This window comes from Nostoc sp. DSM 114160 (genome assembly GCF_053470305.1).
In genome coordinates, this window is record NZ_JBPFGO010000001.1 from 1273202 (window position 1) to 1286251 (window position 13050).

Annotated in this window: 12 protein-coding genes and 1 pseudogene; 9 read left to right on the forward strand and 4 right to left on the reverse strand. The window is 40.9% G+C overall.

The window, feature by feature from the left end; translation table 11 throughout:
* Positions 1 to 240 precede the first annotated feature (240 nt).
* The 4 genes from NSTCB13_RS05995 to NSTCB13_RS06010 all read left to right on the forward strand — a co-directional run bounded on the left by NSTCB13_RS05995 (position 241) and on the right by NSTCB13_RS06010 (position 5171).
* A complete protein-coding gene (locus NSTCB13_RS05995) occupies positions 241 to 1890 on the forward strand; it encodes an alpha/beta hydrolase (RefSeq protein ID WP_448271695.1) in 1650 nt (549 codons plus the stop codon).
* Positions 1891 to 3267: 1377 nt separating this feature from the next.
* On the forward strand, positions 3268 to 3954 hold the full coding sequence (locus NSTCB13_RS06000) for a DUF6875 domain-containing protein (protein WP_448271696.1): 687 nt from the start codon (positions 3268 to 3270) through the stop codon (positions 3952 to 3954).
* Between the two features lie 323 nt (positions 3955 to 4277).
* Positions 4278 to 4742, forward strand: coding sequence for a CYTH domain-containing protein (locus NSTCB13_RS06005; RefSeq protein ID WP_448271697.1), 465 nt, complete (start codon positions 4278 to 4280; stop codon positions 4740 to 4742).
* Positions 4743 to 4760: 18 nt separating this feature from the next.
* Positions 4761 to 5171 (forward strand): hypothetical protein, encoded by a 411-nt coding sequence (locus NSTCB13_RS06010; protein ID WP_448271698.1) that lies wholly within the window; start codon positions 4761 to 4763, stop codon positions 5169 to 5171.
* Positions 5172 to 5226: 55 nt separating this feature from the next.
* Here NSTCB13_RS06010 and NSTCB13_RS06015 read toward each other — a convergent pair whose 3' ends face one another.
* Positions 5227 to 6609 carry an aminopeptidase P family protein gene (locus NSTCB13_RS06015; RefSeq protein WP_448271699.1) on the reverse strand — a complete coding sequence of 461 codons (1383 nt, stop codon included), beginning with the start codon at positions 6607 to 6609 and terminating at the stop codon, positions 5227 to 5229.
* 45 nt (positions 6610 to 6654) lie between these two features.
* Positions 6655 to 6924, reverse strand: a complete 270-nt coding sequence (locus tag NSTCB13_RS06020; RefSeq protein WP_445628764.1) for a hypothetical protein — start codon at positions 6922 to 6924, stop codon at positions 6655 to 6657.
* 270 nt (positions 6925 to 7194) lie between these two features.
* On the opposite strand from NSTCB13_RS06020, the gene NSTCB13_RS06025 reads away from it, so the two are divergent.
* A complete protein-coding gene (locus NSTCB13_RS06025; RefSeq protein ID WP_448273133.1) occupies positions 7195 to 7995 on the forward strand; it encodes a PhzF family phenazine biosynthesis protein in 801 nt (266 codons plus the stop codon).
* 8 nt (positions 7996 to 8003) lie between these two features.
* Here the strand turns inward: NSTCB13_RS06025 and NSTCB13_RS06030 are convergent, their stop codons facing one another.
* Positions 8004 to 8468 (reverse strand): DUF29 domain-containing protein, encoded by a 465-nt coding sequence (locus NSTCB13_RS06030; protein WP_448271700.1) that lies wholly within the window; start codon positions 8466 to 8468, stop codon positions 8004 to 8006.
* A 196-nt stretch (positions 8469 to 8664) separates the two neighbouring features.
* Here NSTCB13_RS06030 and NSTCB13_RS06035 point away from each other — a divergent pair, with 196 nt between their 5' ends.
* The 3 genes and pseudogenes from NSTCB13_RS06035 to NSTCB13_RS06045 all read left to right on the forward strand — a co-directional run bounded on the left by NSTCB13_RS06035 (position 8665) and on the right by NSTCB13_RS06045 (position 10430).
* Complete coding sequence (locus tag NSTCB13_RS06035) at positions 8665 to 9408, forward strand: class I SAM-dependent methyltransferase (RefSeq protein WP_448269008.1); 744 nt, start codon at positions 8665 to 8667, stop codon at positions 9406 to 9408.
* Positions 9409 to 9728: 320 nt separating this feature from the next.
* Positions 9729 to 9983, forward strand: coding sequence for a hypothetical protein (locus NSTCB13_RS06040; protein ID WP_448271702.1), 255 nt, complete (start codon positions 9729 to 9731; stop codon positions 9981 to 9983).
* Between the two features lie 8 nt (positions 9984 to 9991).
* A pseudogene (locus NSTCB13_RS06045) lies at positions 9992 to 10430 on the forward strand (DUF4332 domain-containing protein).
* Between the two features lie 73 nt (positions 10431 to 10503).
* Here NSTCB13_RS06045 and NSTCB13_RS06050 read toward each other — a convergent pair.
* Positions 10504 to 11118, reverse strand: a complete 615-nt coding sequence (locus NSTCB13_RS06050; RefSeq protein ID WP_322681570.1) for a TetR/AcrR family transcriptional regulator — start codon at positions 11116 to 11118, stop codon at positions 10504 to 10506.
* A gap of 150 nt (positions 11119 to 11268) precedes the next feature.
* On the opposite strand from NSTCB13_RS06050, the gene NSTCB13_RS06055 reads away from it, so the two are divergent.
* Complete coding sequence (locus NSTCB13_RS06055; protein WP_448271703.1) at positions 11269 to 13044, forward strand: M16 family metallopeptidase; 1776 nt, start codon at positions 11269 to 11271, stop codon at positions 13042 to 13044.
* Positions 13045 to 13050: the final 6 nt, after the last annotated feature.

Below are 13050 nucleotides of genomic sequence, written 5' to 3' on the forward strand. Positions count from 1 at the left end.
TTTGAGGAGATTAGAGCATAGATGTAGCCCTTTTCCTGCCGGAGACGCTCTTTAGCTTGCTTTCACGAACGCGAACAGCGTGTCGTAGGTAAGTGGTACGGCTGCACTCAGGAACCACCCATTGTAGACATCGCCATCAAGTTAAGAAAAAATTTACTTTTATTTCTAATCAATTATTGGGGTAGTCAAATACACAAATATCCGTTATATTCCCGTAAGTAACAATTGGTATAAAAGTTTATGGGAAAAAGTTGGAGAAGTCTGAAGACAGTTGCGGGTTTATTTAGCGCCATCGCACTTACACAGTTCGGGGTAAATACTTCGGCCATTGCTGCTGACACGGTTGTTGTGCGTTTGGGTTTATTTACAGAATCCATTTCTCTTACTGAGTTGCAAAAGGCTGTAAAAACAGGAAAATTGCCTGGGAGTTTACAGTCTTTATCTGAAGAACAACGCCGCTTCTTCTTGGGGGCGCTGGGTATGAATATACCCATGAATGTTGTCACACTTGATAAGTTAATTAATACCCAGATTGGTACAACTATTCTCAATGACTTCGCTACAGCCTTAGCCCGAAAGGATAAAGCTGGGGTACAAGCACTCAGAGCAGGCTTGGTATTAGGTTCTACTGCACCGCAAGGCCTTTCTATACTGAGTTTTATTGCTGCTTATCCCAGTAAACGCTTAGAAATTGATTTACCAAAGGCTTGGGTTGTTACAAAAAACTTAAATACAGCTTTTTGGCGTACCCAGCAATTCATGTTAGCGATCGCTCCCCAACTCGACCCGATAACAGCACATCCGAGAACACCGCAGATTGCTTTCCCCTTCGATCCCAGCCAACCAGGAAGCGCCCAAGTAAAAATACTCAACTTAAGTCTGAACGATCGAAAGCGCCAACGCCAAATCCCAGTTGATATTTACTGGTCAACTGCTGCAACTCCCGAAAAACCCGTAATTGTTTTTTCTCATGGCTTTGGATCGGTTCGCACTGACTTGCGTTACCTAGCAGAACATTTAGCATCCCACGGTTATGTAGTAGCAGCTTTAGAACATCCTGGTAGTAATGCGGCAAATACTGATATGGCATTACAAGGCAAAACCAGAGTTATGAAGCCTCAAGAGTTTTTAAATCGCCCTCAAGATATTAGTTTTGTTCTCGATGAATTAGAAAAACTCAACCAAACGGCTAATCATCCCCTACAAGGGAAACTTGCAACCACAAACGCGATGGTTGTTGGCTATTCTTTGGGTGGTGGTACAGCTTTAGCACTTGCTGGAGCCGAGTTGCAACTAGAACATCTCAAACAACGCTGTAAAAAGAACCTGACTATCTTGAGTTTGGGAGAAAATATCCAGTGCATCGCTCAAGAACTACCAGAAAATAGCTATCAACTACGAGATACTAGAATCAAACAAGCGATCGCTCTCAATCCGACAACTTCTCTAATTTTTGGCGAAACTGGGTTAACTAAGATACAAATTCCTACCATAGTGTTAGCAGGTTCCGCCGATAAAACCACCCCAGCTTTAACTGAACAAATTGTGGGATTTGACAAGATCCCATCCCCAAAATCGCTAGTTGGTATTATTGGGGGTACTCATCTCAGTGTAAAAGACCCCAGCACCACATTAGATCAAATCGGACAACCAAATACACCAATTAGTGGCGGTGAAGTTGTCGGCGAACAAGCAGCAGATGTTCGCAAGTACGTTAAAGCTCTAACCTTGGCCTTTGCTTTCCAGATGACTCCAGAAGCTAAAAACTATGCTATTTTCCTGACACCAGATTATGCTCAGTTTGCTTCAACTGCCGCATTTCCATTTCGTCTAATTACCCAGATTCCTCCTGATGCTATGGCAGTGGTGAAAGAATTTGTTGATAAATAAGGGACTTCCAATTAAACAAATATAGGACTTACTTATCATACATATTGACTATACTAATTTTGGGCTTTTGAACCATTTCTAATACAGGACTTATACCATTTTAGATTTTGGATTTTAGACTTCGGCTCCTTTCGACTTCGCTCAAGGCAAGTCGCTCAGTCGAACGATTTTGGATTGGAAATTGCCTTGGTGCGTCTGGCTTGGTGTGAATCCATCTGTCGCAATCATTTTTCAAAATGGTCTTACGCAACTGACATATTATTTTCAGTTCTTAGTGTTCGCGCAGCGTCTCTGAAAGAGAAGAGACGACTAAAGTACTCAAAATAAGGGCTAGAGCCGCTTACTACAAACTACAAATCCGATTTTTTTGTGACACTTGCGTAAGTCCTATAATACCCAGAACAGTAAATATGCAACAAAATCGGGGTTGCAATCAGCACCTAAAATATAAATTTGACTTGATGCATATTATGGTTGATTAGTATAGTACCGTAAGTCCTAAAATATTTAATTTTGTGAGTAGCTTACTTAAGAATAGGGGTATAGGGAACGGTAGAAGCCCCCGCTTATTCTAACTATCCCTACTATTTTTATTTTGAGACCAAACAAAGCCTAAAATACTGATATTCGCTACAAATACCTGACGTTGAGATCGACCAATCGAGAATATAGTACTTTTTATCTAAGCAGATTAACTACCCTACCACCCTATCAAGCATCCTCCCCAATCTATTTGGGAGAGTGTACTTTATTAATTTATAATCCGCTGTAAGTAATATAAAACTTATAAAATTGACTTATACCAATTCTATGTAAACTTTTTACTTGCTACAAGTATACTACCTTGATAGTAGCACTAAAGTTGCTGTTAAATCTACACCAAATTTTTACAGTAAAAATAACTATTTACACATAAAATTTATAATGTATTCGTAAAAATAACAGAAGCTTAAGAGTGAAAAAAAACTAGGAGTAGATGCCGAATGATGGTACATACGTATCCTATAGAAATCGTAAATTATTTTTGAAAAAGATTCTCAATTACTTGTAGGGTGTATTAGCAAACTGTAGCACACCTTACAAGTGGTTCAAGATTCAAATATTAGTTCTGAAGCTAACATATTACAAACTAATTTCAAAACAAATGAAAACAAGTTATTTGATGTGAAATATGTTTGTGTATGTATTGAGGTAACTTACTTTAAGTTCACAGAACTAAATGAGAGATAGTTGTTATCTTCTGCCAGTTAAAGAGTAACCAAAAATCAACAACAAAGGGCTTGTTTTATTTACTTAAATAATTAGTTTTACAATACACATGTAGGTAAACTAATTTGGGATTCAGAATTAAACAATTATTCCATTTCATTCAAGCTTATGCAACTCTATACAACTCGTGAAATTGAACAACTCCAGCAACATGAAGACCTTTCTGCCTTAAATGAAATTATGAAGTGGGTGAAAACCTTTTTAGGAAGGCCTCATCCTGACTTAGGTAGACCTGGCGCAGTTTGCCCCTTTGTACCTTACTCTCTCAAATCAAATAGTATTCGTCTAGCAGTTATTCACACAAAAGATTTGTATCCAGGAGAATTAGAAGAGATTGTTGGACGCTATCGAGATATATTTCTGCAAATAGATGTTAAAGAGCAGGAATTAGCAATTAATAGAGCTTTTTTACTTATTTTTCCTGACATTCATATAGAAGACGCTTCTAAAGTAATAGATAGTGTCCAACAAAAACTTAAACCTTTGTTTGTTGAGTCAGGACTGATGATCGGAGAATTTCATAAACGTAATGAAAGTCCTGGTCTACACAACCCAAACTTTCGTCCCCTTCGTAGCCCTATCCCCTTGTTGGCTATTCGGTTTATGGTTGAAGCTGACCTCCCTTTTCTTCAGAATCCTGCCGATCCACACTTACGTATTCGATATTTGGAAGCTTATTTAAAGAATTTTGAGCATAAATTTACAGATGAAATAAAGTTTAAAAATGCTCGTCAATCATTGGCTTTAGCAAAAGAACAAATTAAACAAGAAAATTTGGTGAGTTCTTACATATAACAAATGTTTGAATTCCAGGTTAGCGATCGAGCATAGGTATGGAGGATTAAAAGTCTTTTAAATTCACTGTACCTGGAAATAAGTGGGATAAAAATTACGAATTTACTGCTACTTGCAATTGCTTAGTGCAGATAGCATTAAATCGTCATCAGGAGGTAAATTATCGGACGACAGTAAAAGCGATCGCTAATTATCAATTAGTCAATATCAATCCTTCAAGAAAGTTACTTTGATTTGTAATAATTGCACACACATTTTTGTGAATATATTTAGAATTAATCTATTATTTGTGATATAAAAAAGCAAATAATTTGGTAAATAAAATGGCAAAAGAAATAGAGCGGAAATATTTAGTAAGAGGAGATAGCTGGAGAGGATTAGCTGAAGGTAGTGTATATCGTCAAGGATATATTGCTACACAAGATAAAGCAACTGTACGCATACGTATAGTAGGGGAAAAAAGTTATTTGACCATTAAAGGCCCCAATCTTAAATATTCGAGATTAGAGTTTGAGTATCCTATTCCTGTTCAAGATGCTCAAGAAATACTTGAGACATTATGTCAACGTCCCTTTATAGAAAAAACCAGATATAAAATAGAGTCGGGTGGTTTGATTTGGGAAATAGATGAGTTTGATGGTGTTAATAAAGGACTCATATTAGCAGAAGTTGAACTCACTGATGAAAATCAGCAAATTGAATTACCAAACTGGATTGGACAAGAAGTTTCTGATGACTCTAGATATTTCAACAGCAATTTAGTAAAATACCCTTTTTCACAATGGTAATAGAATGAAATCAAAACTATGCGAATAGCCAAATGCAATGATTGGAAAACAGAACCTATGCCTTCTGTATGCAAAAATATAACACTAGAAAAAGTTTTCTCACAGGAAGAATTTGACCGAATTGCTGCTGGAGTCATTCCAGAGCAGATGGAAGATAAGTGGTTCATTTTCTATGAGGCTCCTTGGCTATACTTGCATCGTAGTTGGACTGGTTTTTGTATTTTCAAAGTGCGTTTTGAGGTGATTGCAGAAAGCGTAAAGATTGCAAAAGTGCAAGTAAATCGAGAGCCAGCGCAGTACTCTAACACTGATGATGAGCGCGATGCCTCTATGTTAGCGATCTTGCTGGATTCCCGATCTGAAGGTGATGTGCGAAGTCAAATGCTTAACTGGATTAAACGTCAATCCAGTAATTTAGAAAAACCGTAGTAGTACGCAGCATCACACTGCAAGTATTTACAAAGGATGCCTGTGAGATATGAACTTAGCCATTAACTAGATTTTCTACAGTATCGGCATCGTTTGGTAATGCAGCTGTTAAAACTTCGCTGCCTTCTGTAGTAACTAAAACATCATCTTCAATCCGAATTCCTCGCACATCGGCGAATTCAGATAAACGCTGCCAATTCACCACATTTTGATATTTTGAACGGACATTAGGATCGTTTAAAATTGCTGGTACTTGATAAAAACCAGGCTCAATTGTGACTAACATTCCTGGACGCAGGGGACGATTTAAACGAAGATAGCTTAAGCCAAAGCGATCGCTCCTTTGGCGTCCTTCTTCATACCCAGCTAAATCGCCCAAATCTTCCATATCATGCACATCTAAACCCAGTAGATGGCCGATCCCATGAGGAAAAAACAGCGCGTGGGCATCCATTTCTACTAAATCTTGGGGATTTCCTTGTAAAATACCTAAATTTACTAAACCTTCAGCGATCGCTGTAGCTGCTAGCAAATGAATATCTCCATACTCTACACCAGGCTGGATTTTGGCAATACAAGCATCATGGGCTGCCAACACCACATTATAAATATCTCTTTGGGTAGATGAAAACTTACCCGAAACTGGCCATGTACGAGTCACATCACCTGCCCAACCAGTTTCAGTCTCAGCGCCAACATCGGCAAGGAGTAAATCACCTGGCTGCAAACTATTGTGATACTGCTCGTTATGCAAAACTTCACCGCGAACAGTGACAATACTGTTGTAAGAGGTGGTCATATTGTGGGCAATAATCACCCCTTCCATCGCTGCCCGAACTTCTGCTTCTAGTTTGGCTTGGGGTGTTGCTGCCATCCCGGCTTTGTGAGCTTTGACAGTGACAGCCGCAGCTTTTCGCAACTCGGTTAATGCACCATCATCGTGGGTGAGGCGGAGAGAAACGATCGCCTTCGCTAACTCCAAGTCAATTCCTTGAGGAGGACTTTGTGGTAAAACCCATCTATTTAATAGCTGCGATTGCTGCGTCCAAGTAGCCGCATCTTGGACGGCAAGTGTAGCGGCATCTTCTAGCCGAGACTCTAATTCTGCCATTGGCCCTGCCACATCCGCCCCAATCTTCTCGGCTATTTCCTCGCGCGTTGGCATTTCACCATGCCAAAGGGCGCTGCTGGGTGACGGATCGTCGATGAATAATTCTAGTTTGCCTGCTTCTAGACGAATTGCCGCCTTTGGTAATGGCAGTCCGGCGAAATAGAGGAAATGACTGTTAGCACGAAATGGAAAGGAATTTGCCGGAAAATTGCGCGGATTATTGCTACCTGACCACAAAATTGCGGGAAAATCAATCAGTTTGGCTAATTGTTGCCGTCGGTGGCGTAAAGTTTCGCCCAGGGAAGTAGAAGTTTGTGGGATAAGCATAAATGTAAACTCAAAAAAAGATAAAAGTGATGGTTTTGCCTTTATTTAGTCGTTATCGTCTTTATCATCCTTATCGCCATCTTTTCGATCGTTTTTGCGATCGCGATGTTTGTCATCATCATCTTGGTCGTTCTGCTTTATCTGCTTAGGTTCTTGATTAGGTTGTAACACTGGTTTTTGTTGCTCAGTTGGTGCAGGTGGCTGCGGGACTTCAACAACACAACTAACTAATCCTCCAGAAATTAGCGCTAAGTTGACAGCAGCAAAGATGCTTCTGAAGATTTTTATCCTCACGTTTTCGGTTTGCTTTAACATTGACCCTAGTTTTTGGAGATTGTATTTCTAATTTCTAAGGTACTGTATATAGTGGTTCTCATTTGGATTAACACAACGTAGGACTAAAATAGTGCATTAGCAAACTCTTGTGGGATAAGCTCTCTAGCCCGTCCTGGCGGGCAAGATGCCCGCCCCACAAGAAAATTTATTTATGGGGATCATTAATTTTAAATTTTGAATGCGTGAATACTTCTACAAGCTCAGTACAAGTTTTGAATTTTGAATTTGGAGCGAGGTGACGTGACTATAATGGGACAAATTATTACTCAAGTTGATGCTTTTACCAATACACCTTTTGCAGGTAATCCGGCTGCTGTCTGTGTTTTGCCTACTCCCCAAGATGAGCGCTGGATGCAAAAGGTGGCGCAGGAGATGAATTTATCTGAAACAGCTTTTCTAGTCAGACAGGATGATGGCTTTAATCTGCGTTGGTTTACGCCTACAGTAGAAGTGCCGCTTTGTGGTCACGCAACTTTAGCTAGTGCCCATGTACTTTGGTCAGAGGGACATTTATTACCTGATGAAGTTGCACGTTTTTATACCAAAAGTGGAGTGCTGTTTGCGAAGTTACAAAATGATTGGATTGAGTTAGATTTTCCAGTAAATCACTCACAAGTAACAATCGCTCCTCCAGAACTCAAGCAAGCTTTGGGTGTACCCTACAAATCTGTTTTGCAGAATTCACTGGGTTATCTTGTGGAATTTGAATCTGAAGAATTGGTGCGGCAAATACAGCCTAATTTTCAACTACTCAAAACGTTGCCGATTCCTAATGTCATTGTCACCAGCCTCACTGACTCTGATTCTGAATATGATTTCGTCTCTCGCTTTTTTGCACCGGGATTAGGTATTAATGAAGACCCAGTGACAGGAGCGGCTCATTGCTGTCTTGCTTGGTTCTGGCGCGATCGCTTGCACAAAAATGAGTTTTTGGCTTATCAAGCATCCAGTCGCGGCGGTGTGGTGAAGGTGTCTTATGACGGGAGCGATCGCGTCTTTCTCGCCGGACAAGCGGTAACTGTGTTGCGAGGCGAGTTAATTACCGCATAAACCTCATATTACAAATCAATAATATCTGGCAAAAATTCACCGTCAAGAACTTGGGCAATGGAATAAGGACATTCCACTGGAAACGTATTGATTGGTAGTTCAGTTTCATTACTAGCAGCTTTCAATCCCCGATGATAAGACTGGGCTAAAACTTCTTCTGGATAAGACTTGAGGCTGGGACTCTCTTGCAGTAAATCTGCAATTTTGTGGCGCTGCTCATCAATAGTATTCCGCCAAGAGCCACTCCGTAAACTAGATTGATATTGCCACTTGAGCAAATGCTGTAATAATACTTCCAAGCGGCTTTTCAACTCTCGTCGTTCTGACCGTCCCAAGCTTTCAATCTCCTCAATCACAGCATCCCAGTCTACTTGTCCAAATTGTCCAGCCCGAATGAGTTGTACAGTTTTTTCTGTCCATGCTGCAAAGTCTGTTTCATACAACTGGGCTGCGCTTTTTGGAATCTGGGTCATGATCTTTCTGCAATTTACCGTATACTAGCTAAACTGAGATACTGTACGCCCATTTTAACTTCAAGAAAACGATCGCATCTTTTTAGCCATACGAGCCGTAACGCGCTTATCTTGAACTGTTGATGCTGAGATGACAAGCGTAGAATTTAACTTTTGAGATATCCTTTAATAAAAAACTTGCAAGTGAGATGAAAAAATGGCAACCGTGTTTGATAACATAGCTCTCCAATTTCAAAAACTTAACAAAATGCCTTATCGCTTGTATGGTGAGGCATATACATACTTAAATTTAATCGGAGATGTTGCCGGGAAATCAATCCTCGATCTAGCTTGTGGAGAAGGATTTTTCACACGATTGCTCAAACAGAATGGCGCTGCACGTTTGGTTGGTGTAGATATTTCCTCAGAAATGATCGAGTTGGCAAGACTTGAAGAAGCCTCTGTGCCACTTGGAATTGAATATATCATCGGTGATGTCATGGAAATTGGTTCTATTGGCAGCTTCGATCTTGTGGTAGTCTCCTACTTGCTCAATTGCGCTTCAACTAAAGAGCAACTACTCAAAATGTGTCAGGCCATAGCAATTCATCTGAAACCTGGTGGTCGATTCGTCAGTTTGAACAATAATTTAGAACTGCTTCCAGAGTTTTATGATAAACATCAGAAATATGGCATTGCTAGGAGATGTGCCCAGTCGCTCCAAGAAGGTACTCCCATAACCTTAACATTGAGTATTCCTGATGACGGTGAGTCTATCAGTATTGACAACTACTACCTTAGCCAAGCGACTTATGAATGGGCCTTGATGAATGCTGGTTTTAAAGATATCCGCTGGCACCATCCAAAAGTCTCTCCCAAAGGCATACATAAATTTGGCTTTGAGTTCTGGCAGGATTACATTGACTATCCCGATACGATCGGCATTACCTGCCTAAAATAACGTGAGTTCGACGAGTGCTATTTTGACCTCTCCCCCAGCCCCTCTCCTACCAGGAGAGGGGAGCAAAAACTTTTGTTTTCTCGTTACTCCTCCCCTCACCTTTTAGGCTACGGTGTATACACAAGTTTTGTAGGTTGGGTGCAGCGATAGCGTAACCCAACATAAAATTTGGTGGTAATGTTGGGTTGCGTTTCACTCCACCCAACCTACAAAAATATATTTTTTAAAAAACTCTAGGTTTCAACATAGATGAGGTTTATGTACCAAGCTGTGTCTGCTTGTAGCCTGTGAAGTGTTAGAGACTTTTGCAAGATATCTAATTGTCAGGCGATGCAATGGCATTGTCAAGCGATGCAATGGCATTGTCAGGCGATGCAATGGCATTGTCAAGCGATGCAATCGCATTGTCAAGCGATGCAATCGCATTGTCAGTCGATACAATCGCATTGTCAGTCGATGCAATCGCATTGCAGAAGGTTGGCTTAAAATTGCACATCAATACAAACACTAAACCGCAAGAGCGTTCTCTTGCGAAGAAGCAACTGTCACAATATTTAAACAAGCCTATATTTTAATTTCAAAAATGTCTGCTAAACACAAAGATAGTAGAACTAGTATCCAATCTCGTGATTGGCCAATTGAGCAATTACCTGGGACTGAGCCATGAGGAACAATCTCAACTCCAAAATTGTGGGATAACTAGCACAGTAGCTTTAGTCAAACAAGGGAAAACTCTAGAGTCAAGACTAGCGTTAGCAAATAAATTACAGATTCATCTTCAGTATGTAAATAAATGGATGGCTTTAGCTGACTTGGCACGTATTCCCAGTGTCGGGACACAATATTGTGGTTTATTGCTTCATGCGGGTATTGGTTCTGTAGTGCAGTTAGCTCAAACTCCCACTCACAGATTGCACCAACAAATCATGCGCTTGCAAGTAGCAACAATGCAGCGCCGAGATTTGTGTCCAGCACTTGAGCTAGTACAACAGTGGAGTCAGCAAGCGAAAACAATCATTTAGTTAGGAGTTAGGAGTGAGGAGTTAAAACTCATAACTCATAACTCATAACTCATAACTCATAACTCATAACTCTTCACTCTTTAGCTAAAACACCATTAAGAAAAATATCAGCGAGTCCTTCGGCCATTTCCTGCATTTGTTGGGGAGAGGCATCAGGTTCCATGAGGGTGTTGTTAGAAAAACCTGCGATCGCAAACATTCCTAAGAAAACTTTCGCAACTAGCTTCGCGTCGCCTTGACGATAAATACCTTTATCCATCGCTGTTTGAAAGAATGCTTCGCCGACATCAGTCATTTTGGTAATGACTTCTAATTGAATGCGATCGCGCAAATCGGGGTGAAATTGCACCTCCATAAAACAGACGCGCATCAAATCGGCATTTTTTTGGAAATTCCACATCCGACGGCGCATCACCTGAGCAACGGCTTTATAACTGCCCATTTCACTTAATTCTGTGAGCAAATCTGTCAGAATTTCTACCCAGCCATTCGTGGCTACTTCCACTAAAATTGCTTTTTTATTTGGAAAATGACGAAATAAAGTACCTTCAGCTATACCTGCCGCTTGTGCTAAGTCGCGGGTGGTAGTGCCGTCAAATCCCTGAGAGGCAAACAACCTTTGCGCTGCGTGTAAAATCCGGGTGCGCGTCTGAGCCTCTGAGGGCGGGGAAGAATTAAAAACTCGCATAACAGTTATGGTTAGATATCCGTAACAAGACTTGTAGCATTATTGTCTAACATCAAGTTAAAGAGCCACTGAAAGCTTAATACAAGATTAAGGCTCTTTTGCTAAGTATCCTGTTATTTAGGTAATGTAACTTTATCTTACTTCTCGCTTATGAACCAGAGCAGTCGGTCAATTTTAGATTTTAGACTTCGGCTCCTTTCGACTTCTCTACGAGACGCTACGCGAACGCTCAAGGCAAGTCGCTCAGTCGAACGATTGGGGACTTCGACTTCTCTACGAGACGCTACGCGTAGCTTGCTTCCCCGCAGGGGTACGCTCAGTCGAACGATTTTGGATTGGTCAGATCGAGTATCTGTGATATTGCGGCGGTTGTCGATCGCTTTGTTAGCTTCGATCGTTCTCTCATGGGGATTGCTGCCAGAAGTTGCTCTAGCTCAAACTCAGACAGCACCTCCTCAAGAAACTAAAACTCCAACCCCACCAGTTGAAAGTTCAATTCAACCTTATTTAGATCGAGTTATTAAGCAATTAACGGAGTTTCGCCTCGACAATGGTTTAAAATTCATTGTCTTGGAACGACATCAAGCGCCCGTGGTTTCTTTTCTCACTTATGCGAATGTGGGTGGTGTGGATGAGCCAGATGGTAAAACTGGTGTAGCTCACTTTTTGGAACATTTGGCGTTTAAAGGCACAACGCGCATTGGTACACAAGACTACAAAAAAGAAAAACCGCTACTAGATACCTTAGAGCAGTTGAATGCTCAAATTAAAACAGCGAAAGCCGCTGGCAGAAAAGCTGAGGTTATCCGCTTACAAACTGAGTTTGAGCAAGTGGAATCGCAAGCAGATAAGCTCGTCAAGCAAAATGAATTAGGGCAAATTGTCGAACAAGCGGGAGGCGTGGGTTTAAATGCCAATACTTCAACCGAAGCGACTCGTTATTTTTACAGCTTTCCTGCCAATAAGCTAGAACTTTGGATGTCGTTGGAGTCAGAACGATTTCTCGATCCGGTAATTCGTCGTGAGTTTTATAAAGAAAAAGATGTAATTTTAGAAGAACGACGGATGCGGATAGAGAATTCACCTATTGGATTGATGGTGGAAAAGTTTATCGATACTGCTTATAAAGCCCATCCCTACAGGCGTCCGGTGATTGGTTATGACGAAGATATCCGCAATCTGACACCAGAAGATGTCCAAAAGTTTTTTGATACTCACTACGTACCAAGTAATTTAGCGATCGCTATTGTCGGAGATGTCAATCCCACTCAGGTGAAAAAACTGGCGCAAACTTATTTTGGTCGCTTTCAAGCCAAAACCAAAGCTGTTGAACAAATTCCGGTGGAACCGCCACAACAACAAACACGGGAAGTTACTTTACAGCTACCTTCTCAACCTTGGTATTTAGAAGGTTATCATCGTCCGGCGATTACTCATCCAGATAATGCCGTCTATGAAATCATTGGCAGTTTATTAAGTGATGGGCGCACGTCGCGGCTATATAAGTCTTTGGTAGAAAAGCAGCGTTTGGCGTTAAATGCCCAAGGTTACAGTGGATTTCCTGGAGATAAATACCCAAACTTGATATTTTTCTATGCTCTCACAGCTCCTGGTCATACAGTTGATGAGTTGGCGGTGGCTTTACGTCAAGAAATTGACAAATTAAAAACTGAGCCTGTGGCGGCGGCTGATTTACAACGAGTGAAAACCCAAGCACGGGCGAGTTTGTTACGTACTCTCGATTCCAATATGGGCATGGCTCAACAATTGTTGGAATATGAAGTGAAAACTGGCTCTTGGCGGAATTTGTTTAAGCAGTTGGATGACATTTCAGCAGTGACAACGGCTGATATTCAACGGGTGGCAAAGGAAACTTTTACGCCGAAAAATCGCACGATTGGCAAGTTGTTGTCGAAAGCAGCATGAACAACA

Excerpts from the sequence above, each read along its gene's own strand:
- NSTCB13_RS05995 (WP_448271695.1), top strand. The coding sequence starts at position 241 with ATGGGAAAAAGTTGGAGAAGTCTGAAGACAGTTGCGGGTTTATTTAGC.
- NSTCB13_RS06000 (WP_448271696.1), top strand. The coding sequence starts at position 3,268 with ATGCAACTCTATACAACTCGTGAAATTGAACAACTCCAGCAACATGAA.
- NSTCB13_RS06005 (WP_448271697.1), top strand. The coding sequence starts at position 4,278 with ATGGCAAAAGAAATAGAGCGGAAATATTTAGTAAGAGGAGATAGCTGG.
- NSTCB13_RS06010 (WP_448271698.1), top strand. The coding sequence starts at position 4,761 with ATGCGAATAGCCAAATGCAATGATTGGAAAACAGAACCTATGCCTTCT.
- NSTCB13_RS06015 (WP_448271699.1), bottom strand. The coding sequence starts at position 6,609 with ATGCTTATCCCACAAACTTCTACTTCCCTGGGCGAAACTTTACGCCAC.
- NSTCB13_RS06020 (WP_445628764.1), bottom strand. The coding sequence starts at position 6,924 with ATGTTAAAGCAAACCGAAAACGTGAGGATAAAAATCTTCAGAAGCATC.
- NSTCB13_RS06025 (WP_448273133.1), top strand. The coding sequence starts at position 7,195 with ATGGGACAAATTATTACTCAAGTTGATGCTTTTACCAATACACCTTTT.
- NSTCB13_RS06030 (WP_448271700.1), bottom strand. The coding sequence starts at position 8,468 with ATGACCCAGATTCCAAAAAGCGCAGCCCAGTTGTATGAAACAGACTTT.
- NSTCB13_RS06035 (WP_448269008.1), top strand. The coding sequence starts at position 8,665 with ATGGCAACCGTGTTTGATAACATAGCTCTCCAATTTCAAAAACTTAAC.
- NSTCB13_RS06050 (WP_322681570.1), bottom strand. The coding sequence starts at position 11,118 with ATGCGAGTTTTTAATTCTTCCCCGCCCTCAGAGGCTCAGACGCGCACC.
- NSTCB13_RS06055 (WP_448271703.1), top strand. The coding sequence starts at position 11,269 with ATGAACCAGAGCAGTCGGTCAATTTTAGATTTTAGACTTCGGCTCCTT.